Origin of the sequence: Pseudoalteromonas sp. S1609, assembly GCF_005887255.1 — a bacterium.
Classification (GTDB): domain Bacteria; phylum Pseudomonadota; class Gammaproteobacteria; order Enterobacterales; family Alteromonadaceae; genus Pseudoalteromonas.
This window is the reverse complement of sequence record NZ_PNDJ01000016.1, coordinates 1-24,234: the sequence shown is the minus strand read 5'-3', so window position 1 is coordinate 24,234 and position 24,234 is coordinate 1. Positions and strand designations below refer to the sequence as shown.

Below are 24,234 nucleotides of genomic sequence, written 5' to 3'. Positions count from 1 at the left end.
TTCTAAGCAATTTAAATTTTAGTTGCGGCTAACTGGTCAAAGTCCATTTGCACATAAAAAGGTAAATGCAACGCTTGACTACCTAACTTTAGACCAAACATGTCGGCAAGTGGGAAACTGTCTAATTTATTGAGGTGTAAAGTAAACTCTGGCTTTAAAAATTTAAAATGGTGTATTTTTTTAATCTCAGAGGGTGAGTGCATTACGCTTTGGTATACCGCTGAATCACCGCTGCCATCAGGAAATTGTTTTAACAATATTTGATCCATTTGTGGATTAACAAAGCCACTCAATAGCTGCTTTAATAATGAAAAATCAATACCTAAATGTTTGCGAGAAAACAAATTTGCTACTTGCTCGCCAAAGTCATCAATAATAGATAAGAAATCGCTATCTTGGTGTTTAGAGTTCATAGTAATTGAAAATAACTCATGCATTTGTAGCTTAGATTCAGGAGAAAAATATTCGAAGCACTCTAAAGATATTGAAAAATTCGATAGCTCCGATACACAGCTGGGCATGGTGTAGTCACACAAATACTTATTATAGCCCCATGTTTCGCGACCATTAATAAGTGCATAAATGTTGTTAACACAGATAAAAGCTGGATACCAATATAAGTAGGTTATATCTTCATCCTCAACCTTAGCGACAGGCAACCAAATGATAATATCTGTTTCTTGCATCCAACCATGCTGATCGAATGGCGAGGTCATTGAGGCTATTTTTTCAATATCTGTAAATGTAATAAGTGCAAACTCGCCAAGTATTTTAAAATAAATATTACCCTCACCCCCTATGTTTAACGTTGAATCAATGTACTTTTGTGCTTTCTTAGATTCTATTTCAGCAAAAAAACCATACATATTCGCATTGTGCATACGACAAGGCGGCTTTGCTATTGGATTAGATAAAAAATGTTGATATGGCGCAGATAGTGAACTCATTTGACCCCCTCAGTTAAAAACTGAGTATAGTCAGATATATTTGAGTCTGTTGATCTTTACGAATTAATATTTATGGCTATTCGTGAATTCCACTCAATTCAAAGTATTTTAATAAATTGCTTGCAAAGAAAAATATTGTGGCGTATTATTGCTGCTTGGCTATAAAAAGCCCTAGCGGTTAACCTCTTTACCCTGATCCAGTAAGCCCCGCAAAACGTATATTCAAAAGCTAAGTTATTGTACGGCGAGAACCCCTATTAATACCTTGATGATTTATTTTAATATCATCGTAAAAGTGTCATAAAGATCGTCAACACTGTAATGAAGCTAAACACAATTAGATTATTTATCATCTGTAATGTGCTTTAAGAAAAAGCCCAGAATAAATAACAAAAATAAAGTGAGTTTTATTATGTCATACAAATATAACGGATCTATGATCCAAATAGCACATCCAGTGCAATCAATTTCGGTTAACAAACATCGTGTAATCTTCAGCGATACACAAGGTTTGAAAAATGCATTGTTTCAAAAAGCAAGTGATGCACGTCAATTTGTAAAATGGCTGAAAGCCAGTTAATTATTATTTATAAGTGTTTAACTTATAAATAAATTAAAATGCCAGCTTTATGCTGGCATTTTACTTTTTGGTGTATTACTGACTACACTTAAATCCATGTTTATTTATTTGTTGTAGTGAAAATGCGGTTTTCGTGGATAATACTGTTCGTCTGTGTATTTTTAAGCACAAAGTGTGATGCCAGAACAATAAAATGGATAACGCATGACTTTGCGCCCTATTATATATTGAGCGGTCCGGATAAATCTCAGGGCCGTGATGAAAGTATTATTTCGCTATTAGAGCAACAACTTCCGCATATTAACTTTGAACGTATCATTATTCCCTCTGGTAAAGTTATTCAGGAACTCGCTAACCTGCAATCAAATGCATGCGCATTATCACTTTATAAAAACAAATATCGAGAAGAACGTGTTTATTTCACGCATCAAAGCTCTACAGCTGGTCTTTCTCCATCTATTGCCATGCATCAAAAGCTGAGCATTGCGCTAGGTATTGAAAGCAGTAAATCAGTGTCGTTAACTAATTTATTAGTAAATAAAAAGCTCACCTTGGGTGTATCGATGAATCGCTCATACGGCAGTGAAATTGATAAAATAATTAATACCACACCTAATACAAATATTGTCATTAGACCTACTCGCGATACCCTCAGTACATTAACCTATATGCTTAACTTAGAGCGAATTGATATTTTATTAGGCTACCCCAGTGAGCATTATTATTTAGCAAAAACGATGGGGTTTAGTGACAATTTAACGCAGCGCATGCTGACTGAGGCACCAAAAATTAGTTACGGTTACATTGGCTGTACTAAAAACGAGCAAGGCGCAGAAGATATTGCCACACTCAATCAGCAACTCAAACTAATTAAGCAAACTGAAGACTATAAACAAGTATTAACTCGGTGGTTACCAAGTCACTTAAAATCAAAATTAGAAGCGCATTTACAATAAAAAAGCTAAGCGTGATAACGCTTAGCTTTAACTATAAAACGGTATTATTGACGAATACCTTCAATAAATAAACCAATATCAACGTGCGTTGACGCTGGGCCTAAATCGTAATCAATACCGTAATCGGCTAGTTTTAAGCTGGTTTCACCTTCAAAACCAACACGGTAACCACCCCATGGATCTTTACCTTCACCAATCTTATCAATTTCAAAACTAATTGTTTTAGTAATACCATGAAGGGTAAACTCACCGGTTACTGTGGCTTCTTCACCGTCTTGATCAAACTTAATTGCTGTACTTTTAAAGCTAGCCTGTGGGTATTTGCTTACGTTTAAAAAGTCACCACCGCGTAAGTGTTTATCTCGTTCAGCATGGTTTGAATCTAGGCTTGTTGTGTCGATATTTACACTAATTTGAGATGCGTTTGGATTTTTAGCGTCGTAGTTAAACTGCCCATCAAAGGTGTTAAAACGCCCGTGCAACCAGCTGTAACCTAAATGTTTAATTTTAAAATTAACAAAGGCATGTGCTCCTTTGGTATCAATAACATAGTCTGCAGCACTAGCATGGGTAGCTGTCATAAACATCGCTGCTGATAACGCTGAAGTTAATAGTAACTTTTTCATTTTAAGCTTCCTTTTGTAATTTGATCATTCTAATTAATGTTTTATCTTTATCTATAAAGTGATGTTTTAACGCACCTAAAATATGCAGCACCACAAACCCGATCAATAAGCATGCGCTGTAATAATGGATCTGCCCTGCTATATCTGCCTGAGAATCAAAGGTAAAGTCGATGGCTTTAACATAAAACAAGCCAAACACTTCGATTGGTCGTCCATCAGCAGTAGAAATTAAATACCCAGACACCATAATAATCACTAAAAACAGATACATTAAAATGTGTGCGGTTTGGGCCAGCTGATTTAATTGAGTGTTGGTCCCAATAGGGCTAGGTTTTACATTAAATCGACGCCATAACAGTCTAAAAACAAATACAGCCGCTAAACTCAGCCCTATGCTTTTATGCAAATCTAATGAGCCTTTATACCAGCTATCATAGTAAGTTAGCTCAACCATGTATAAGCCTAAACCAAACAAACCAAAGACAGTCAACGCCATTAACCAGTGTAAAAATATAGCCATCAGGCCATAACCGGTTTTTGAGTTTTTAAACATTGCTTATCGCCAATCTGTAATCTAGTAATAACACTACGATATAATGGATGAGTGGCGATTAAAATAGCATATGCAAACACTTATCGTGCGTATACGCACAGTAAAGTCTATTAATTTAGTATAATTGCAAAAAACTTTATGGGAGGTTAACTTTCGGCAGGCTCATTAAGAGATACATATATTTGGCTATCAGACTCAACTTGTAAGCAAGCAATTAAGCCCTCTTTGATTAGTTCTAACATGGCGATAAAACTAACAACAACTCCACTGCGGCCCTCTTCAAAGGTAAACAGTTGGGTAAACGCAACGGGTGCTTTTGCTTGGGATAGTGTGTGTAAAATTAAACTCATACGTTCACGAGTTGACAGGGTTTCTGCACTAATTAAATGATGCTCAAATGTTTTAGCACGCGCCATTACGTCACTTAGCGCTAACAATAGATCTTTGATTGCTAGTTCTGGTAAGGGTTGGTTTTTTTCTTCTAACTCTGGGAAAGTTGCATTGGCGATAAATATATCGCGACCAACGCGGGGCAAAGAATCGATATTTTCGGCCGCTTTTTTAAATTGTTCGTACTCTTGTAGACGTTTTATCAGCTCGGCGCGGGGATCTTCCTCTTCTTCTAATTCCTCATGCACTGGCAGTAATAGCCGCGACTTAATCTGCGCCAGCAATGCTGCCATTACGAGATATTCGCCGGCGAGTTCTAACTGAAACTCACTCATCATTTCTACATATTTTACATACTGCTCAGTAATGCTAAATATAGATAATTCGAGAACATCTAACTTGTGCTTTTTAATTAAATAAAGCAACAGATCTAACGGGCCTTCAAAGGTTTCTAAAATAACTTCAAGCGCATCAGGCGGAATATATAAATCTTCAGGCTTTTCAACAACGGCTTTCCCATGCAAAAATGCCAGTGGCAGCTTTTGTTGCACTGGCATATCTGTAGGTATTAACGAAACCGTGTCAGGCTGTTTCATTGCTATTCAAATGGAGCCGTATCGCCGCAGCCTACACGTAAAATTTGAATATCGTCCTCTGATAAATCAATTACCGTGGTTGCTTGCTCTGTGAGGTATCCGCCATGAATAATTAAATCGACATGCTTATCTAGACGATCCAAAATGTCATCGGGGTCCGCTTGCGTGTATTCATCACCCGGTAAAATAAGTGAGCATGACATTAATGGCTCACCCAATTCCGCAAGTAACGCACAAGCAATTGGGTGTTCAATAACACGAATGCCTATGGTTTTTTTCTTATCGTTTAATAAGCGTTTAGGTACTTCTTTTGTGCCTTTAAAAATAAACGTATAAGGCCCTGGGGTATTATTTTTGATCAGCCTAAACATTTGGTTATCTACGCGAGCATAAGTAGAAAGCTCAGATAAATCGCGGCACACTAAAGTAAAATTATGGTGTTTTTCAATACCACGAATACGCTCTATGCGCTCTTTTGCTTGTTTGTTACCTAAATTACAGCCAATCGCATATCCCGAATCTGTTGGGTACACAACTACGCCGCCCTGTTTAATAATATCAACAGCTTGAGAAATTAGTCTAGGCTGTGGGTTATCCGGATGTATATGAAATAATTGACTCATAATGCAACTCCTTCGTGCTTTTCCCATGTTTGCCAAACCCCTTGGCAATCTTTAGGTAAGTATAAATTTTTTCCAAGTTCTAAATAACTAGTCGGAAAATGAAAATCAGAGCCTTGAGAGCAAAGCAAATCGTATTCTTGACTCAACAAGCCTAAAAACTGACGCTCACTCGGGGCCTGTTGCGGTTGGGCAACTTCCATTGCATCACCGCCCACTGATTTAAACTCTACGAGTAGTTTACGCAACCACTTATTCGACATTTTATAGCTACTTGGGTGCGCCAAAACAGCCACCCCACCGGCGGCATGAATTGCTGAAATTGCCGTTTGCATATCACACCAGTTACTCGGTACGTAACCGGTTTTTCCTCGCCCTAAGTACTTTTTAAATACCCCAGGAAAGTTTTTAGCCACACCTCGCTCAATTAAAGCCCTGGCAAAGTGAGCGCGAGTAATTTGCGCATTTTCAGCCAGCTCGCGGGCTTGTTGATAAATACCCTCAAAACCATTTTTAGTTAATCGATGGCCTATTTCAATTGCACGGGTTTCGCGCTTTTGCTGTTGCTCGCTAAGTAATGTATGCAAAGTGCTATCATTGGTATCAATGTTAAGCCCAACAATATGTATTTCAAAACTCTCCCATTTGGTTGATATTTCAACCCCATTAATCAGTTTAAGCGGCAAGTTTTCACGTTTGATAAAAGCCTGCGCAGGCTCAATTGCGGCCACAGTGTCGTGATCGGTAATGGCAAATACATCAATGTTTTTATCGACTGCTCGCGCTAATAGTTCCTCAACGGTTAAATGTCCGTCTGAGTGTGTTGTATGGCTATGTAAGTCGTATTTTATCAAATGAAAACTACTTTAATTAATGGTTTAAGGGTGTTTCACACAGTATAACAAGTTTTTTAACGAAATTGTTTTAAATAAACACTTGACACAAAAGCAGTTGATACGTTTTACTGTAGCCACTTTTAGACATTAAAGAATAAATAACAATGAAAAATACAATTCAAAACATCATTTGGTGGTGGCACTCTTAAAACAAAGGGTGATGAATTGTCGTGTCTAAACAAAAAATTCTAACCCGCTACCATGCGGGTTTTTTTATCACTAAATTTTGCAATACAAGATTAACAGGAATTAAAAACATGAATAACGTAAACACTCTTACACATCATTGGTGGTGGCGCCTGGCATAGCGGGACGGTAATGGTCTATCTATAATTTAGACATCGTTATTCAAACCCCGCACTGCTTAGCATTGCGGGGTTTTATTTTTTTAGGGGATGAGGTTTGATTTTTAGTCATATAACAACAACACCAGGTGAAGTGACCAGCATAACGCAAGTACGAGACTACATAAGTAGCCCACTTGCCTTGTATGCGGCACTTGATAAACCTAACTCACTATTGCTTGAATCTGCAGAAATAGATTCAAAAGATAGCGTAAAAAGCTTAATACTAGTTGATTGTGCATTGCGTATTGTTTGCCAAGGCAACCAAGTGAGCATCAGTGCACAATCAAACAACGGCCAACAACTACTTAACTATTTGCAGGCTAATGTACAAAACTGCGCTTCACAGTTAACCGATACCACACTCATACTTGAGTATCACCCAGCAGATGACACCATTGACCAAGCTAGCAAACTGATTGCAGATAACGCTTTTAGTGCACTACGCACTTGTTTAAATAGTATTAGAAGCACCACTGACAATCCGTTCTCAGTGTTTTTAGGCGGCGTATTTGCCTACGACATGGTGGCTAACTTTGAACAACTATCCGATGTGCCTGACGGTGAAAACACCTGTCCAGACTACGTATTTTATTTAGCCGAAACACTGGTTGTTATTGATCACCAAAAACAAACAACCGAATTAATTGGTAATGTGTTTAATGGCCCTGATGTTCACGCTAATTGTTTTGAAGTGGGCAAACAATTAGAGCGCCTTAATACATTGTGCGACCACGCCGCAGACTTTAGTGCCCCAAGCCAAACAGGTGACTGCCCTGTAAATGTTGATATTAGTGATGAGCAATATTGCCAACAAGTGATAAAACTTAAGCAACACATAGTTGATGGCGATATTTTTCAAGTGGTGCCCTCTCGTACTTTCTCATTGCCGTGCCCTGACTCATTACATGCTTATAGCCAGCTTAAAAAGCAAAACCCAAGCCCATACATGTTTTACATGCGTGATGAAGATTTCTCATTATTTGGCGCTTCTCCAGAGTCTGCGCTTAAGTATGAGGTTAAGTCTCAACAAGTTGAGGTTTATCCGATTGCAGGTACTCGCCCACGGGGTAAGTTTGCAAATGGACAAATTAATCCCGATTTAGATAGCCGTATTGAACTTGAGCTCAGAAACGATCAAAAAGAACGTGCCGAGCACTTAATGCTGGTTGATTTAGCACGTAACGACGTTGCTCGTATTAGCGTGCCTGGTACACGCCATGCCAAAGAGCTATTAAAAGTAGACCGCTATTCACAGGTAATGCACTTAGTATCACGTGTAGTAGGAAAATTAAAACCCGAATTAGATGCTCTGCATGCTTATCAAGCCTGTATGAACATGGGTACCTTAGTCGGTGCCCCCAAAGTCCGTGCGGCAGAATTAGTGCGCAAAACTGAAGGCAAACGTCGCGGTAGCTATGGTGGCGCGGTTGGTTATTTAACTGGTGACGGTGCCATGGACAGCTGTATTGTTATTCGTGCCGCCTTTGTTAAAAATAATATTGCGTATGTGCAAGCCGGTGCTGGGGTTGTATTTGATTCAGATCCAATGTCAGAGGCAAACGAAACGCGCGCTAAAGCCCAAGCGGTGATAACCGCGATTAAATCGACGTATAAGGCAGTTTAAAATGAGTGAAGCACACCCTATTAAAATTTACTTTTTAGATAACTTTGACTCATTTAGCTACAACCTTGTTGATGAGCTAACCATGCTAGGTGCTGAGTTAGTAGTTTACCGAAACAACATTAGCGCAGAGATCATATTCGAAAAAATGCAGGCAGAGCGTGGACAAGTACTACTGGTATTATCGCCAGGCCCTGGTGCGCCTAGCGATGCAGGCTGCCTTATGGAGTTAATTAACCTGTGTAAGGGCCAGTTCCCAATGCTAGGTATTTGTTTAGGCCAACAAGCGCTAACACAAAGCTATGGCGGAGTAATCGGTCACGCTGGTGAAACCGTACATGGTAAGTCATCAATTATAAATTTAAATGATCACCCTGTATTTTACGGTATGGGAAGCACCATGCCAGTGGCACGTTATCACTCTTTAATGGCAACAAAAGTACCTGATAACTTAGCGGTTATTGCAAAGTATCAAGATATTCCAATGGCTATTTATCATCATCAAGACAATGCACTGGGCTATCAATTCCACCCAGAGTCAATTTTAACGCCCAACGGCGCAATGCTACTACAGCAAAGCGTTGCTTATTTAACACGTGCCAAATAAAAGGAACATTATGACTAATCAATTACACAGCCCGCTTAATGTTCAACACGCCATTGAGCACATCATCACAAAGCAGTCACTTAGTTACGTGCAAGCAAAATCGCTATTTGATCAAATTATGCAAGGTAATATGAGCGACATTGAACTCTCTGCGTTACTTATTGGCCTTAAAATGAAAGGTGAAGTAAGCGATGAGATTGCCGGTGCTGCCGCTTCAATGCGTGAAAATGCCGTGGCCTTTACCACTAATAAAACACTACTTGCTGATAGCTGTGGCACCGGTGGCGATGGTTCAAACACTATCAATATCAGTACAACCGCGGCAATTGTGGCGGCCGCGGCAGGTATTAATATGGTAAAACATGGCAATCGAAGCGTGTCGAGTAATTCTGGGTCTGCTGACTTGCTCAAAGCACTGGGGATCAATATCGATATGACCCCAGAGGTCGCTGCTCGTTGTTTAGAGAGCACAAATTTTACCTTTTTATTTGCACCGCACTACCACAGTGGGGTGCGTCATGCGATGAACGTGCGTACCAGTTTAAAAACCCGAACCATTTTTAATATTCTTGGGCCACTGGCTAATCCAGCAGCTCCTGAGGTGCAATTACTCGGCGTGTACGATGAGTCTTTATGTCTGCCAATGGCACAAACGCTTAATACTCTAGGCACTAAACGCGCTATGATAGTGCACGGCTCTGGTACTGACGAAATTGCCTTACATGGCCCAACACAGGTTGTAGAGCTTAATAATGGTAAAATTACTCAGTACACACTCAGTCCAAGTGATTTTGACCTTGCAAACTATTCACTTGAACAATTAGCCGGTGAAGGCCCACAATACAATGCAAACGCCAGCCTTGCTATTTTACAAGGTAAAGGCACTGAGGCACACAATGCCGCAATTGTTGTTAATGTGGCCGCATTGCTGTACTTAACCGGCCAAGCAGAGTCGTTAAAACAAGGTGCACAAATAACACACTCTTTATTACGTTCAGGCAAGGCCATGGACACATTAAATGCAATTATTGAGGTAAGTCATGGCTAATGTATTAGACAAAATTATTGCTGATAAAAAAATAGAACTAATCGAGCGTAAGGCGGCGCGCCCACTAGAGAGCTTTAAACACCAAGCCAAACCGACTGAGCGTAGTTTTTACAAAGCACTGGCAGCACCTGGTACTCAGTTTATTTTAGAATGCAAAAAAGCGTCGCCCTCTAAGGGGTTGATTCGTCAGCCTTTTGATTTAACAGAAATCACCCAAGCGTATAAGCAATATGCCACTTGTATGAGTGTGTTAACTGACGAAAAGTACTTTCAAGGCAGTTTTGATTACCTTGAATTTGTGCGCAGCCAAGTAGAACAGCCGCTTATTTGTAAAGACTTTTTTATTGATGAGTACCAAGTTTATATGGCACGTCTTTATGGCGGCGACGCTATTTTACTTATGCTATCTGTGCTTGACGATCAGCAATATAAAACACTGCATGAAGTGGCCGACTCGTTAAATATGTCAGTATTAACTGAGGTAAGTAACGAAGAAGAAGTTCACCGTGCGCTGGCACTAAATGCACAAATAATTGGGATTAATAATCGAGATTTACGCGACTTAAGCACCGACTTAGCCACCACAGAACGACTACGGAAACTTATTCCTGAAAATAAAGTGGTTATATCAGAGTCAGGTATTTACACCCATCAAGATGTAAAACGCTTAGCCCCTTTATGTAATGGCTTTTTAATTGGCAGCTCATTAATGGCTGAAGCTGATCTAATACAAGCATGTCGTCGCGTTATATTAGGCGAGAACAAAGTGTGTGGCTTAACCCGCAATCAAGATGCTATTGCAGCCTATAGCAATGGCGCTGTGTATGGCGGGTTGATTTTTTACCCTAAATCCCCCCGCTTTGTTGATTTAGATTGTGCTAAAGAAATCAGTCAAAGTGCGCCTTTAAAATTTGTTGGCGTATTTGTTAATGCTGCTATACCTGATGTGGCTGAACACGCTAAACAACTTAAATTATCAGCCGTTCAATTACATGGCCAAGAAGATGAACAATACATTGCGTCATTACGTAGTGAATTACCACGTAATTGCCAAATTTGGAAAGCGCAGGCAATAAAAGATGTTTTACCACAACCCGTAGCAGGCGCAGATCGCCATTTATACGACACCCACAGTGATTCACACGCGGGTGGCACAGGTAAAACATTTGATTGGTCGGTACTGCGTGATGCGACCACCCCCTTTATGCTTGCTGGCGGCTTAAACCCAGACAATATTAGCGATGCCCTCTATCACGGAGCTTTAGGACTTGATTTAAATTCAGGTGTAGAGCAGTCTCCTGGTAAAAAGTGCGCAAAAAAATTAAATCATGCTTTTTCAAGCATCAGAAACTATTGAGGTTAAAATGCAAAATCCAGCTTATTTTGGCGAGTTTGGCGGAATGTTTGTTCCCGAGTTACTCGTACCTGCGCTAAAGCAGTTAGAAAGCGAATTTAACAAAGCGCAAAAAGATCCTGATTTTCAAGCTGAATTTACACAGCTTTTAAACGAGTATGCAGGTCGCCCTACGCCGCTTACGTTAACTCGCAACTTAGTTAAAAACCCTAAAGTTAAACTTTACTTAAAGCGTGAAGATTTACTCCACGGTGGTGCACACAAAACTAATCAGGTGTTGGGTCAAGCATTACTGACTAAACGCATGGGAAAAAAAGAAGTTATAGCAGAAACCGGTGCAGGCCAACACGGTGTAGCCACCGCACTTGCGTGTGCATTACTTGGCTTAAAATGTCGTATTTACATGGGTGCAAAAGACGTTGAACGCCAACAGCCTAATGTATTTAGAATGAAACTTATGGGCGCTGAAGTTATTTCGGTTACAGCAGGTTCGGGCACATTAAAAGATGCGGTTAACGAAGCTCTGCGTGATTGGTCAGCAAACTATCAAGAGGCACATTACTTACTAGGTACGGCTGCGGGTCCTCATCCTTTTCCAACAATTGTACGTGAGTATCAAAAAATTATTGGCGAGGAAGCTAAACAGCAAATTCTTAAAGCGGAAGGTCGACTACCTGATGCGGTTTTAGCTTGTGTAGGTGGTGGCTCCAATGCCATTGGTATGTTTACTGATTTTATTGACGAGCCGGGTGTTAAATTAATTGGTGTAGAACCAGCAGGTAAAGGCCTTGATACCCACGAGCACGGCGCAACCATCTGCAAAGGCACTAAAGGTATTTTACACGGCACTTATACCTACATTATGCAAAATGACGATGGCCAAATTGAAGAGTCTTACTCTGTATCGGCGGGATTAGATTACCCTGCTGTAGGGCCACAACATGCATTTTTACACGAAACTGGTCGAGCTCAATATGTAGGCATTAGCGATACCGAAGCTCTTGATGCGTTTCAAGCACTGGCAAAACACGAAGGTATTATTCCGGCACTAGAATCAAGTCATGCCATTGCATATGCACTTAAATATGCGGAAGAGTTGCAAGAAGAAAGCATTTTAGTGGTTAATTTAAGTGGCCGTGGCGATAAAGATTTAGCCCACGTACACAAGGTATTATCAGAGGAAGGTCAATTATGAGCCAAGTAAAAACTGACCGTTACGGACAAATGTTTGCAGCACTAAAAGAGCAAAACCAAGGCGCGTTTGTACCATTTGTTACTATTGGCGATCCGGGGAAATCGCAAAGCATTGAAATTATTAAAAGCTTAATCGATGGCGGCGCAGATGGACTAGAGCTAGGTATTCCGTTTTCAGATCCGATTGCCGACGGCCCTGTTATTCAAAAGGCCAATATTCGTGCTTTAGATGAGCACATTAATACACAAGATTGTTTTGATATTATTAAAGAAATACGCCAGTACAATGCCGACATCCCAATTGGTTTATTACTGTATTCAAACTTAATCTTTAAACGTGGCTTAGAAAAGTTTTACACTGATGCAAAAGCAGTAGGCGTTGACTCTATTTTAGTGGCTGATGTGCCATTACACGAGTCTAAAATGTTTAGAAAAGCCGCCATGGCAAACGGTATTGACCCGATATTTATCGCTACGCCGAACGCCAGTGACGATACGTTGCGTGAGTGCGCATCGTACGGTCGCGGTTACACTTACTTACTGTCTCGTGCAGGGGTAACAGGCACCGATACTAAAGCACAAATGCCTGCAACACACGTGGTTTCGCGCTTACAAGAGTACCACAGTGCGCCTGCGTTATTAGGCTTTGGTATTTCAACACCTGATGATGTAAAAGCCGCGCTTAAAGCCGGTGCTGCGGGTGCTATTTCAGGCTCTGCAGTAGTAAAAATCATTGAAGCAAACCTAAATGATTTAAATGCAATGACCACACAATTAAAAACATTTGTAAGTGAGATGAAAGCCGCAACAGCGCTTTAATCAACGGTGTTTTTAATCACTAAAAAAGGGCATGTAACATGCCCTTTTTTATTTAAACTGCAAACTTAATGCGCTTGATGCTTACCCTCAAGAATCTCTTCTATAAACTTAGCATTAAACGCGTCTAAATCTGAAGGGCTGCGACTAGTCACTAAGCCTTGATCAACACACACCTCTTGGTCGACCCAGTTAGCACCGGCATTAATTAAATCACTTTTAATACTCGGATATGAAGTGACCTTTTTGTCTCTGAGCTTGTTAATCTCCGCGAGTAACCACGGCGCATGGCAAATAGCGGCAACGGGTTTGTTTTTCTTTGCTCCAAAAAAACCATCTGCAAATGCCTTAGCATCCGAGTCTTGGCGTAAGCTATCGGGATTAAACAAGCCACCAGGCAGTAAAAGCGCATCGTAATCACCGGCATTTGCATTGGCTGCTAATTTATCAACAGCAACTTTTTCACCCCACTTGTCTTCATCCCATGCGGTGATCTGCCCTTCTTTAATAGAAACAACTTCAATATCGGCGCCCGCTTCAAGTAAAGCAGCCTGTGGCGAAAGTAACTCGCTTTGCTCAAATCCATCGGTGGCTAAAATGGCAATTTTCTTACCTTGTAAACGATTACTGTTATGTAAATTACTCATTAAATACTCCTTATTTCATTCAATACATAACTGTATTTGCATATCACATACCAAATATAACACGCTGAATATAATAAGGTTTTATAAATATGAATAAACAAGTAATGTAAATTATTTACACTGATTGCAGATACTACAGGCAAAAGTAATAAAGCAAAGAGCCTGTAAGCTAAATAGTGGCTTTTGGGGAAGAAGCGAACTTACAGGCACTAAAGTTTTAAATTAAAGGCGCTCTTTTAACGCTTTTGCTGGTTTAAATACGGCTTTATTAGCCCCTTGTATTTCAATCGCTGCACCAGTTTGTGGATTACGACCAGTACGCGCTGGGTAGTAACTAAGTGCAAAAGTACCAAAGCCTGAAATTTGTACCTGATCGCCTTCAGACAACGACTTTGTAATCACTTTTTGTAAGCTGGTTAACGCAGCTTGTGCGTCTTTTTTTGTTAATTCACTCGCATCCGCAATAGCTGCAACCAATTCTGCTTTATTCATTTTTTGCTCCTAAATACACGCCTAGGCTTAAACCTATTAACGTGGCAATACAATGATGTAAAAATAAAAGCAGGCAGGCTAAGGGTTGCAAGGGGGTAAGTCAACCTTAACCGGAAGCCAAGTGCCTTAGTAAGACTCATTGGGTTTAAATATAATCAGCTTGACTGTTTTATAGTCATAAAGATGACTTAATCGTTTGCTAAGGTGAAATAAAAATCACCGTGAGCAAACGTGAACGCTAATCAATACCGCTGGTTTGAATTTACCTTTATTTTTATCATTCTGCCTTTAATTGGCTTTAATATTCGCCAATATTTATCTAACTGGCTTATTCCAGCACTGATCATCCTCATGAGTGTGTGCTGTATGTTGTTATTAAACGACAGCCACTTTAAACGTTTTAGATTAACTAGCTTGGGGCAGTTTTCTGCTGTGAAGCGCCGCATGTTTAGTTTTTTCTTTATTGGCGCATTATTTTCGGGGGTATTTTACAACTTACTTTACCAAGGACACTGGTTTACTTTACCTCGTGAAAATCTCACCGACTGGCTAATGCTATTAATGCTCTACCCTTTATTGTCGGTGATCCCACAAGAATTAATATTTAGAACCTACTTTTTTCATCGTTATAAGCGCATTATGCCCAGTAAATGGCTACGCATTATTATAAGTGCGAGTGTATTTGCACTGGCACATATTGTTTACGCTAATTGGGTTGCAGTAAGTTTAGCATTTATAGGCGGATTACTATTTGCATATACCTACGCACAAAGCCGCTCAACCTTTGCCTGTGTTCTTGAGCACAGCTTATGGGGCATATGGATGTTTACCCTAGGGATGGGTGACTATTTAGACTCTGGTGCACTGAATTAACAAGCAGCAATAAAAAAGCCGCGACAGGCGCGGCTTATTTAGATTTAGTTTAAATTAAAAACCAAAAATACTGATATCAAAAAACTTCGTTGCAACGGTATTTACAAAAATGATTAATAATATCGCTGGAATAAAGGTTTGCAGTGAAAAGTTAACGTACTTTTCCATAAAGCTATTAGCATAATTAGGAGAGCCTTGTCTTAGCTCTTCGCTTAAGCGAACTTTTTTCCATTTATACATTACAAACAAACACACCATTAAACCATTTAAAGGCAATATTGTGTCGTAAAATACGTCATAAACAACATCAAAAAAGCTCTTATTACCACTACCGTAGCTAGTAAAAGTAGTTAGGCTGTCAATCATACCAAACGACATAATACACAAAATAGTTAATATACCGGTTGATAAAGTGAGTATGCCCAGCGCTTTTTTACGGCTAATGCCTTTACGATCGCTTAGTGTTGCTGTTGGTACTTCAACAATAGATACCAGTGATGTGATAGCAGCAAAAAATACCAATAAGAAGAAAATAAATGCCACGGCTGATGCGCCAAAGTAACCAATATCATTTTGTAGCGCTAATAAAATTTTTGGAAGGTAGACAAAAATCATTGAAACTGACGAGTCAGATAACTTAGCCGGATCGGTATTTGGATCAAAGCTAAAAATAGCCGGTAACACCATTAAGCCTGCTACAAACGCAACCAGTGAGTCGGTAATAGCAACCATTTTAGCACTGCCTACAATGTCATCTTTTTTCGAGATATAAGATGCATAGGTAATTAAAATACCCATACCTAACGACAATGAGAAAAACGCTTGGCTCAATGCGCCATTCAGCACGCTGGCATTCATTTTACTAAAATCAGGAATAATATAGTACTTAACACCGGCCATGGCGTTATCAAGAGTGAGTACGTAACCCACCAATATAATAAGCATTACAAATAAAGCTGGCATTAAAAATTTAGCTGCTTTTTCTATGCCGTCTTTTACGCCACCGACCAAAATTAGGTTAACAATAACTACTACCAGCGCCATATAACCAAACACGGTATAGCTATTTATAAACTCACCAAAGTGTCCAGGGTTTGCCAGCATATCTAAATTACCCAGCGCGGTTTGGCTCAAGTAACCAAAAATCCACACCGTGATCACCATATAAAAAACAGCAATCATAAACGGCGTTAATACCGCTAAAAAGCCAGCAAATTTCCATTTTTTGTCGTTATTAGCTAATTTTTTGTATGCACCCAGCGGGTCTTTTTGTGCATGACGACCCATGGCCATTTCAGCCATCATTACGGGTAAACAAATGAATGCGACAAACAAAGCATAGACGAGCAAAAATGCACCACCGCCATTCTTAGTCGCAGAAACTGGAAAGCCTACTAAGTTACCAATACCCACAGCAGAGCCTGCCGCTGCCAATATAAATCCTAAGCGGGAGCTAAAGTGCTCTCTATTTTCACTCATGTAATAACCTTGTTATTATTTATCTTATCCAAGGGACTCTACCAGTGTTACGCAACGCTTTTCAAGCAATTACCGTGTAAAAAAACATTCTTGCTGTAAACATCGCCATAAACACTTTTAATTCACCATTTATCAACGCTATGCTAGTATGCAGTTAATTAAATTTAACAAGTTTTGAGAGTATTTATATGTTGTATATGATTTATTCAACAGACGTCCAAAATAGTTTAGAGCACCGTAAAGCGGCTCGCCCAGCTCATTTAGCACGCTTACAAACGCTAGAAGACGAAGGCAGACTATTAACCGCAGGTCCACTTCCAGCCATTGATAGTGAAGACCCTCAAGATGCAGGCTTTACGGGTTCTTTAGTGATTGCTCAATTTAATTCTTTAGAAGACGCCAGAGAATGGGCGGCAGATGATCCTTATGTTGCCGGTGGCGTATATGAAAACTCTATTGTTAAACCATTTAAAAAAGTGTTCCCTGCTTAATTAAACTATGACCACCCTGTTTAACTGCAACCAGCAATTCAGGGTTTGTTCACTCATTTTTAATTAAACTTTGCTTACTAAAAACTTAAATACGCCGCAAGGTATTAAAGTTTTAATGGCTTAGTTTTTAAGCTAGGCAGGTCTGTTCTAGGAGTTCCGTAATGCGTGTATTATTAATACTCAATTTAATCGCGGTAGTGTGTTTGGCTAATTTTGCCCACGCAAACAATATCAAAAGCAAAACCGATAAAGTTGAGGTAAGTAAAAAAAAAGCAGTAATACTTGCAAAACAAACTACAGACGGTACAACGTTAAAGATCTCTGAAGAAACACTTTTTTTTACTGTACGAATTTTAAAAGCTGACGGCCACGTCGTCGATTTGAAAATAAACAAGAAAACTGGCGAAGTGAAAAAGGATTAACCAATGCGAATTTTAGTAATAGAAGATGATTTACATTTGGCAGACAACCTGCGCAATGCATTAGAAAAAGAGCGTTACAGTGTTGATTTATGTCACGACGGTGAAGCTGGCCTTTTTCACATCACTGAATACCCTTTAGATATGGCTGTAGTTGATTTAGGCCTACCTAAAATAGACGGTATTGAGCTAATAAATAAAGCGCGCGCCCAAGGGGTGACTATTCCTATTTTGATTTTAACCGCGCGCGATCGCTGGCAAGACAAAGTAGAAGGCCTAGATGCCGGTGCTGACGACTACCTAACTAAGCCATTTCATGTGGAAGAACTGATTGCTCGCTGTAATGCGCTTATTCGTCGCAGTGCTGGTAAAGCAAACCCAGAAATGACAGCAGGCCCTATTAAAATTCATACACGTTCACAACAAGTATGGGTAAACGATAAAGAGCTGAGCTTAACTGCGTATGAGTACAAAGTACTCGAATACTTAATGGTTAACCCACAAAAAGTAATTTCAAAGTCTGAGCTTACAGAGCATATTTACGACCAAGACTTTGACCTTGATTCGAACGTCATTGAAGTGTTTGTACTACGTTTGCGTAAAAAACTCGACCCAGATGGCGTGCTTAACCCAGTGGAAACACTGCGTGGGCGTGGCTACAGGCTTAAAAGCCAGTGGTAACACCGCAAATTTCGTTAAAAATAAGGCAAGGATTTATCCTTGTCTTTGTTTTGTTAGTCGCTCTACCTATTTTGTTTTACTCCATAGGTAAGGCGTATTACGCGTCACTTGTTGATGCCACCGAAAAAAATCTAGAAGCACACCTGTATTCACTTATTTCCGAAGTTGATTTTACCGAGCGTGGCATTATTATGCCCAGCTCTATTTTAACCCCCGAACTCAACAACCTAAACTCAGACACCTACGCCATGATTTACCGTGACGACATGCCTATTTGGCATTCTGAGTCGGCGGTTAACGTTAACTTTGTTCCCCAATATATAGAACCCAAAGCAGGCGCTGCCGATTTCAGACGTGTGGTGTATAACAACACCACCTACTGGCAATTAAGTTTAACGGTAATACTTAATAATATTGACCAATCAGAGCAAGCACGCTTTATTTTATTAAAACGTAACGATGCCCTACTGCGTTTAATGGATGGCTTTAAGCAAACCTTAGTTGATTGGATGTTTATTATGGGGATTGCCATTGCAGGGTTAATGGCCATTGGTTTTATTTGGAGTGCACGACCTCTGCAACGTCTAGATAAAGAAATAAAAGCCATTGAATCAGGCGATATTCAAGAAATTAAAGGCTTATACCCCGTTGAACTGCAAACCATTAAAGCCGACCTAAATTTACTATTAGAGTCGCAGCAACGCCAAAAAGAGCGATACCGCGCCTCTCTTAGCGATTTAGCCCATGCACTTAAAACGCCGTTAGCTGTTTTAAAATCAAGCCCATTAGCTAACGATGCAGATGCACAAGAACAACTCGACAGAATTAATGTGATGATCGAGCACCAATTAAAACGTGCAGCCACAGGTGCTTCCGATACATGGAAAAAGCAAACCCCTATCAAGCCTGTTATCGATTCTATCTTAAGTGCAATGAGTAAAGTATACCGAGATAAAGACATTATATTTAACTGCCAAGTGAGCGATAAAGATTACTTTTTAGGTGATAAAACCGATTTAATGGAGTTATTAGGCAACTTAATAGATAATGCCTGTAAAGCCTGCCGCTCCCAAGTCAGTATTAATGTTTCACAAGCTAGAACGCTCAGTATAAGCATTTGTGATGACGGCCCTGGCATTAAGCCTGATAAACGTGAATCATTGTTACAACGAGGTACGCGCCTTGATACCTACGAAAGCGGACACGGTGTTGGAATGGCTATTGTATCTGACTTAGTTAAGTCGTATCACGGGCTGTTAACTATATCTCAGTCGCAACGTTTAGGCGGTGCAGAATTTATTCTCGAGTTTAATTATCATGAAAAAAAATAACTACATCCTTTGTTTTAGCTTAAGCCTATTATTGTTATGGGCACAGCAAAGTATGGCTGCTGAGCAACAATGTACATTGCAAAGCAACGCCCTGCCAGAGCAAATTAAAGATTACACACAATGTTTAGATGCCAAATTAAATAAAGTGCAACAGCAACAAGACAGTTGGATCCAAAAGCGCACTTTTGAACTGGCCGAATTAGAAAGTGAAACTGGTAATACCATCATTTTATCACTGTTTAAACAAAGTATTAACGCCAAAGATAAGTACATACAAAAAAGCTGCCAGTGGCGTTACATGTTAAAACAACCTAATTCACTGGAAGCTGTAGTAACTTATAAAGAGTGTGAAATAGCAATGATAGAGCAATTCATTCAGCAGCTTAAAATGGGGCTTTAACCAACTCTTAATTAAACATTATTTGTTGTTTCTTGTTAATTTCGTGGTTAGTTTATTGGTATTTTGGGAAGTGTAGCCTTAAAGGCTGCATTTTTGTAGTTATAGACTTTGTAATGTGATTACTCTGACCACACCGCAAATTCATTTCCATTTGGGTCGCTAAAGTGAAATCGTCTACCACCTGGAAATGAAAATGTAGGCTTAATTATTTTGCCTCCAGCTTCCTCAATTTTATTTTGAGTCGCTTCAAGGGCATTACTGTATAACACAATTAACGGGCTTCCGTTTTTAGTAGAAACAACCAAGTCAGATTTAAAGAAACCACCATCAACACCTTGCCCTCTAAAACTACAATATTCTGAGCCATAATCCTCAAATGACCAGCCAAACACGTCACTAAAAAAGGCCTTAGTAGCTGCAATATTTTGTGCAGGAATCTCAATATAGTTAATTTTATTATTTTGAGTCATTTTAGTTTTTACCCTTATTCTTGTTTATATTATTTGCGACTTGGACTAGTAATATACAAAGGTAGAAGCAATGCTCGATAATCATAAGCAAACTTCAGGTATTTGAATTGCACTACTCAACCTGTGCTTTTTCCCACCATGGTTTGGAAAAATCAACTTTATCCTCTGGAATAACCATTGGGTGTTTTCTCAAATAATACGCCCAGAAAGCTTTTTCATATTTTGGGTTATAAATTTTAAAATTCCCTTGGGCTTTATACTCTTCTAGAAGTTTACGATAGGCACCTACAGGTTCATGAGGGTTTCCTTGTTGGAAAATAACTGTGCCTCCATACGTTTCATAAAGATACTTACTAATTTTGTAAGTTTTAACGACGTCTCTATTTGCTCTAAATGAAGCTTCTTTCATTTCAGAAGTTAATGTCTCAGTTGATGACTCTGAGCTAAATCGATGCATAGCTTCAGTAAAACTTTCTACTTCTTCAGCTGTTGGTTCTAAATTATGTTCATCAGGTAACTTTTGGATAATTCGTTTCCAAATTATTGAAGTTAATTTATCTGCTCGCATTTTATCAAGCACATCATCTTCTGATAAACCAGGATAAGAGCGCTTATATCCTTTTAAAAAACTCAAATCTATTTCTAGATCAGTAACATGTATTGTATTCCCTAATATCTGGGCTACTTTTGCTGAGCTATCCTCTTGAGCAAACGCATTCAAAGAAAACGTTAATAAAAAAGAACACACAATAACCATAAACTTATTTTTCATAATCTACCTCCTTGTTTAATAACGCCGCCTCTCCGACAAATTTGGAGCACAACGAAAATGGTGATACAGCAGCGCCTTTTTATAATTAAACATTCTCTGAGATCAGCTATTAATTCATTTTCTTCAATAGAAAGTTTGATGAGCTCTTTCGCTACTATATCTAGAAATCTATTTGCATTTTCAAGCAACTTTAAAACTGAATATTGCTCTTGAAATTCATATTGTTGGCCGTGAGCTATATCACTTTTAAGCCCAAACAGCTTACTCCAAAGCTTTGGATGCCCTATGTCTCCAAAATACTCTTCATGCTTAAAATGTTATTCCGCTAGGTTCCATAAGTTTCCTTAAATTCTAACAATTTAACACTGCGCGATCCGCATATATCTATACCAGCGCTACGTTTAATTTTTCTACTAGATATAGTTTTAACAAATTAGCTAACATATTACTATCATTAAGTTTTTATTATTTTAAAGCGTAATTAATTAACACTCTGTTCCCGGTTGGCTCATTTTCCTGAATATAGAGGGGGAACTCAGCTTATTCACTTTGCCCATAAAACGTTTTGACAAATCTGCATAAAAACCACAAACTACCTACCAGTAGATTGATTTAGCTAAAGAGATTTTAAAATGCATAAACCTGTGGTTATTATTGGTGGTGGCTTAGCGGGCTTATATGCTGCTTACAACCTTAAAAAACGTGATATTCCGTTTTTATTATTAGAGGCCAAAGCCAGTTTAGGTGGCAGAATTGCGTCTCATTATTTACCGACTAGTAACACCATTAGCCACGATTTAGGCCCTACCTGGATATTTCCGCACCAGCCTAATATTCAACAATTAGTTGCTGCTTTAAACATCCCCGTGTTTGAACAATACACCCAAGGCGATGTGTTGTATCAAGCATCGCATACTGCCCCTGCACAGCAAATTGCAGGGGCTGGCGAAATGCAGTTATTTAGAATACAAAACGGTATGAGCAAGCTTATCAATTTGCTTTATCAGCAGCTTGAGCCAAACACCGTTAAATTAGAGCACGCTGTTAGCGAAGTAAAAACGCTCTCCGATGGCTGGCATATAAGCGCTAATTACCAAGGGAGTACGCAACACTATACTTGCGATCAGTTACTATTGGCGTTACCGCCTAGAATGATCAGCCAACATTTAACCCCGCATTTATGGGCTGATAATGGTTTAGCACAGCGTTTAGCGTCGGTGCCTACGTGGATGGCAGGCCAAGCAAAGTTTATTGCCACTTTTGAGCACGCTTTTTGGCGAGATAGAAATTTATCGGGACAATGTTTTAGCCGTGTAGGCCCATTGGTAGAAGTTCATGATGCGTCAGCCAGTGAGCATTCTTACCCTGCTCTGTTTGGCTTTATTGGCGTGCCTTACTTGCAGCGCAGTAAAGTGACCAGAGAACAATTAACCCAAGCTTGCCTTGATCAGCTCAGCTATTTTTACGGTGAGCAAGCCTATACAGCGAAAAGCTGCATTATAAAGGATTGGGCTGAGGATGAATTTGTTGCCAACAGAGATGACCAAATAGGTGTATCGCAGCATCCTGAATTCAATTTTTCAGGGCTTAGCGAGCAGCTTAAACAGTTAAAAGTGCATTTTGTGGGGAGTGAATTTGCACAGCAAGATGCAGGCTATTTAGAGGGGGCTATAAACGCTGTAGATAGCGCCTTAGCTAATTTAATGATTTAAAAGGCGTGCAATGTAGGCACGCCTTTATAAGGTATCAGTCTTCTGATTTGATAACGGTTTCTTCACCTGTGCCAAGCATAGTAGCTAACCAACGCCCTTCATCACTGGCTTCAAGTGCTATTTTTACAATCATGGTTAACGGCACTGATAGCAGCATACCCACAGAGCCTAATAACCAGCCCCAAAATATTAATGATAAGAACACCACCAAGGTAGAAAGCCCGAGGCCTTTACCCATGTATTTTGGCTCTACAATATTCCCCATAACGGTATTAATAGTTAAATAACCCGCGCCGACGAGCCCTGCCACTAATGGACCTTGCGTAATAAGCGCCAGTAACAGTGCTGGCACAGCCGCAATGATTGAACCAATGTTAGGAATGTAATTAAGCATAAATGCCAATACGCCCCATAGTACAAAATAATCAACATCGAGTATCCACAGGTAAAAACCAGCAATTACACCGGTAGCTAAACTCACTAAGGTTTTAATGGCTAAATAAGAGTTAATAGAGTCTAAAAAACGGTCAATTTGCTTAATTTTGCTGTCGGGATCGTCCAGTGCTAAATGAATTTTTTTGCCAAGTATCGGCCCTTCAAACAGCATAAAAACAACTGTTAGAATAATTAAAAACATATTGGCCATTACGCTACCTAAACCCGTTAGCATATTGGTGGCAACATCAACCATTTTGCCGGGATCAAACATAGACAAAATTTGTTCTTTATTAATTAAAATATTGTATTGTGAGGCTACATCAACCAACCATACAAATTCTTCTTTTAATTGTGCTTTATATTCAGGTAATTGTTTTGAAAAATCGTTAACCGACTGCCCTACTAAACCGCCTAAGCTAACCCCTAAGCCCATAATAATAAGCACCACAAGCACTACCGCTATGCCTTTTGGAATACGGTAACGAGCAAAAAAATTAATGAGTGGGCTACAAATTATGGCTATAAATGCTGCCAAAATAAACGGAATAACAATAGCGCTTGCGGCTTTAATACCCGCCAGCACAATGACCAAAGCGGCAAAAATTATTAAGCTTTTATTTACCCCAGTTAAACTTGCCAATACTATTATCCTATTACTGTTATTTGGCTTTAGTGTAAGGCAAAAGCTAATAGAATGAAATGTTTAAGGGTCTGTTGGACTTTCAAGATTAGATTTGCAGCCGTCTTTTTGGTATTAAGGCAAGACAGAGCCTATGTGGTGTGGTTGTTCCCCATAAATAGGCGATAACGTAGCATTAATGCCAAACAGGCGCTGCCCAAAGGGTTCTGCCTAGGGGCAATTAACTCTTTGTTGCTCG

27 protein-coding genes are annotated in these 24,234 nt (G+C 39.5%); 15 read left to right on the top strand and 12 right to left on the bottom strand.

The annotated features are described in order from the left end of the window. Positions 1 to 11: 11 nt before the first annotated feature. Complete coding sequence (locus CWB76_RS05310; RefSeq protein WP_138605993.1) at positions 12 to 947, bottom strand: acetoacetate decarboxylase family protein; 936 nt, start codon at positions 945 to 947, stop codon at positions 12 to 14. Between the two features lie 412 nt (positions 948 to 1,359). On the opposite strand from CWB76_RS05310, the gene CWB76_RS20035 reads away from it, so the two are divergent. Together CWB76_RS20035 and CWB76_RS05305 are read left to right on the top strand one after the other, a co-directional pair. Then, entirely contained in the window at positions 1,360 to 1,527 is a 168-nt protein-coding gene (locus CWB76_RS20035) for a hypothetical protein (RefSeq protein ID WP_007375427.1), read from the top strand. Between the two features lie 122 nt (positions 1,528 to 1,649). Next, positions 1,650 to 2,483 (top strand): transporter substrate-binding domain-containing protein, encoded by an 834-nt coding sequence (locus tag CWB76_RS05305; RefSeq protein ID WP_138605991.1) that lies wholly within the window; start codon positions 1,650 to 1,652, stop codon positions 2,481 to 2,483. Positions 2,484 to 2,527: 44 nt separating this feature from the next. Here CWB76_RS05305 and CWB76_RS05300 read toward each other — a convergent pair whose 3' ends face one another. From CWB76_RS05300 to rnm, 5 genes are all read right to left on the bottom strand, one after another. Beyond that, positions 2,528 to 3,109, bottom strand: coding sequence for a YceI family protein (locus tag CWB76_RS05300; RefSeq protein WP_138605989.1), 582 nt, complete (start codon positions 3,107 to 3,109; stop codon positions 2,528 to 2,530). Between the two features lies 1 nt (position 3,110). Next, the gene (locus CWB76_RS05295) at positions 3,111 to 3,662 is read right to left on the bottom strand and encodes a cytochrome b (protein ID WP_010390221.1); all 552 of its coding nucleotides are present in this window, start codon (positions 3,660 to 3,662) and stop codon (positions 3,111 to 3,113) included. A 146-nt stretch (positions 3,663 to 3,808) separates the two neighbouring features. Further along, positions 3,809 to 4,648, bottom strand: a complete 840-nt coding sequence (locus CWB76_RS05290) for a segregation and condensation protein A (RefSeq protein WP_138605988.1) — start codon at positions 4,646 to 4,648, stop codon at positions 3,809 to 3,811. 2 nt (positions 4,649 to 4,650) lie between these two features. Continuing rightward, positions 4,651 to 5,271: an L-threonylcarbamoyladenylate synthase gene (locus CWB76_RS05285; RefSeq protein ID WP_010390225.1), complete on the bottom strand. Its 621-nt coding sequence runs from the start codon at positions 5,269 to 5,271 to the stop codon at positions 4,651 to 4,653. Further along, entirely contained in the window at positions 5,268 to 6,122 is an 855-nt protein-coding gene (gene rnm / locus CWB76_RS05280) for an RNase RNM (protein ID WP_010390227.1), read from the bottom strand. The genes CWB76_RS05285 and rnm overlap by 4 nt, the downstream gene beginning before the upstream one ends. 444 nt (positions 6,123 to 6,566) lie before the next feature. Between rnm and CWB76_RS05275 the strand changes: the two genes are divergently transcribed. The 6 genes from CWB76_RS05275 to trpA are packed head-to-tail and all read left to right on the top strand — an operon-like array spanning position 6,567 to position 13,154. After that, the gene (locus tag CWB76_RS05275) at positions 6,567 to 8,135 is read left to right on the top strand and encodes an anthranilate synthase component 1 (RefSeq protein WP_138605986.1); all 1,569 of its coding nucleotides are present in this window, start codon (positions 6,567 to 6,569) and stop codon (positions 8,133 to 8,135) included. A gap of 1 nt (position 8,136) precedes the next feature. Next, a complete protein-coding gene (locus CWB76_RS05270) occupies positions 8,137 to 8,739 on the top strand; it encodes an aminodeoxychorismate/anthranilate synthase component II (protein WP_138605984.1) in 603 nt (200 codons plus the stop codon). A gap of 10 nt (positions 8,740 to 8,749) precedes the next feature. Next, positions 8,750 to 9,787, top strand: coding sequence for an anthranilate phosphoribosyltransferase (gene trpD, locus CWB76_RS05265; protein WP_054201045.1), 1,038 nt, complete (start codon positions 8,750 to 8,752; stop codon positions 9,785 to 9,787). Beyond that, the gene (gene trpCF / locus CWB76_RS05260; protein ID WP_138605982.1) at positions 9,780 to 11,144 is read left to right on the top strand and encodes a bifunctional indole-3-glycerol-phosphate synthase TrpC/phosphoribosylanthranilate isomerase TrpF; all 1,365 of its coding nucleotides are present in this window, start codon (positions 9,780 to 9,782) and stop codon (positions 11,142 to 11,144) included. Before trpD ends, trpCF begins: the two co-directional genes overlap by 8 nt. A gap of 7 nt (positions 11,145 to 11,151) precedes the next feature. Beyond that, the gene (trpB, locus tag CWB76_RS05255; protein WP_138605980.1) at positions 11,152 to 12,336 is read left to right on the top strand and encodes a tryptophan synthase subunit beta; all 1,185 of its coding nucleotides are present in this window, start codon (positions 11,152 to 11,154) and stop codon (positions 12,334 to 12,336) included. Further along, positions 12,333 to 13,154: a tryptophan synthase subunit alpha gene (gene trpA / locus CWB76_RS05250; RefSeq protein WP_138605979.1), complete on the top strand. Its 822-nt coding sequence runs from the start codon at positions 12,333 to 12,335 to the stop codon at positions 13,152 to 13,154. The genes trpB and trpA overlap by 4 nt, the downstream gene beginning before the upstream one ends. Positions 13,155 to 13,219: 65 nt before the next feature. On the opposite strand, the gene CWB76_RS05245 is transcribed toward trpA, so the two are convergent. Then, the gene (locus CWB76_RS05245) at positions 13,220 to 13,798 is read right to left on the bottom strand and encodes a type 1 glutamine amidotransferase domain-containing protein (RefSeq protein ID WP_138605977.1); all 579 of its coding nucleotides are present in this window, start codon (positions 13,796 to 13,798) and stop codon (positions 13,220 to 13,222) included. 222 nt (positions 13,799 to 14,020) lie between these two features. Further along, positions 14,021 to 14,290 carry an HU family DNA-binding protein gene (locus CWB76_RS05240; protein ID WP_010390237.1) on the bottom strand — a complete coding sequence of 90 codons (270 nt, stop codon included), beginning with the start codon at positions 14,288 to 14,290 and terminating at the stop codon, positions 14,021 to 14,023. A 231-nt stretch (positions 14,291 to 14,521) separates the two neighbouring features. On the opposite strand from CWB76_RS05240, the gene CWB76_RS05235 reads away from it, so the two are divergent. After that, positions 14,522 to 15,163: a CPBP family intramembrane glutamic endopeptidase gene (locus tag CWB76_RS05235; protein WP_138605975.1), complete on the top strand. Its 642-nt coding sequence runs from the start codon at positions 14,522 to 14,524 to the stop codon at positions 15,161 to 15,163. 54 nt (positions 15,164 to 15,217) lie between these two features. Here the strand turns inward: CWB76_RS05235 and CWB76_RS05230 are convergent, their stop codons facing one another. Beyond that, on the bottom strand, positions 15,218 to 16,642 hold the full coding sequence (locus CWB76_RS05230) for a sodium-dependent transporter (RefSeq protein ID WP_010390240.1): 1,425 nt from the start codon (positions 16,640 to 16,642) through the stop codon (positions 15,218 to 15,220). Between the two features lie 188 nt (positions 16,643 to 16,830). Here CWB76_RS05230 and CWB76_RS05225 point away from each other — a divergent pair, with 188 nt between their 5' ends. The 5 genes from CWB76_RS05225 (at position 16,831) to CWB76_RS05205 (ending at position 19,964) form a co-directional block, all read left to right on the top strand. Further along, entirely contained in the window at positions 16,831 to 17,133 is a 303-nt protein-coding gene (locus tag CWB76_RS05225) for a YciI family protein (protein ID WP_054201050.1), read from the top strand. Positions 17,134 to 17,294: 161 nt separating this feature from the next. Further along, complete coding sequence (locus tag CWB76_RS05220) at positions 17,295 to 17,555, top strand: PepSY domain-containing protein (protein ID WP_138605973.1); 261 nt, start codon at positions 17,295 to 17,297, stop codon at positions 17,553 to 17,555. A 3-nt stretch (positions 17,556 to 17,558) separates the two neighbouring features. Next, a complete protein-coding gene (locus CWB76_RS05215) occupies positions 17,559 to 18,233 on the top strand; it encodes a response regulator transcription factor (RefSeq protein WP_010390247.1) in 675 nt (224 codons plus the stop codon). Next, positions 18,227 to 19,564, top strand: a complete 1,338-nt coding sequence (locus CWB76_RS05210; protein ID WP_138605971.1) for an ATP-binding protein — start codon at positions 18,227 to 18,229, stop codon at positions 19,562 to 19,564. Before CWB76_RS05215 ends, CWB76_RS05210 begins: the two co-directional genes overlap by 7 nt. Continuing rightward, the gene (locus CWB76_RS05205) at positions 19,551 to 19,964 is read left to right on the top strand and encodes a hypothetical protein (protein WP_138605969.1); all 414 of its coding nucleotides are present in this window, start codon (positions 19,551 to 19,553) and stop codon (positions 19,962 to 19,964) included. The genes CWB76_RS05210 and CWB76_RS05205 overlap by 14 nt, the downstream gene beginning before the upstream one ends. A 119-nt stretch (positions 19,965 to 20,083) precedes the next feature. Here the strand turns inward: CWB76_RS05205 and CWB76_RS05200 are convergent, their stop codons facing one another. Further along, complete coding sequence (locus CWB76_RS05200; RefSeq protein ID WP_138605967.1) at positions 20,084 to 20,434, bottom strand: VOC family protein; 351 nt, start codon at positions 20,432 to 20,434, stop codon at positions 20,084 to 20,086. A 112-nt stretch (positions 20,435 to 20,546) separates the two neighbouring features. Beyond that, complete coding sequence (locus CWB76_RS05195) at positions 20,547 to 21,206, bottom strand: hypothetical protein (protein ID WP_138605965.1); 660 nt, start codon at positions 21,204 to 21,206, stop codon at positions 20,547 to 20,549. Positions 21,207 to 21,838: 632 nt separating this feature from the next. Here CWB76_RS05195 and CWB76_RS05185 point away from each other — a divergent pair. Next, entirely contained in the window at positions 21,839 to 22,918 is a 1,080-nt protein-coding gene (locus CWB76_RS05185) for a flavin monoamine oxidase family protein (RefSeq protein WP_138605963.1), read from the top strand. A 34-nt stretch (positions 22,919 to 22,952) separates the two neighbouring features. Here CWB76_RS05185 and CWB76_RS05180 read toward each other — a convergent pair whose 3' ends face one another. Continuing rightward, the gene (locus tag CWB76_RS05180; protein WP_010390257.1) at positions 22,953 to 23,996 is read right to left on the bottom strand and encodes an AI-2E family transporter; all 1,044 of its coding nucleotides are present in this window, start codon (positions 23,994 to 23,996) and stop codon (positions 22,953 to 22,955) included. Positions 23,997 to 24,234 lie beyond the last annotated feature (238 nt).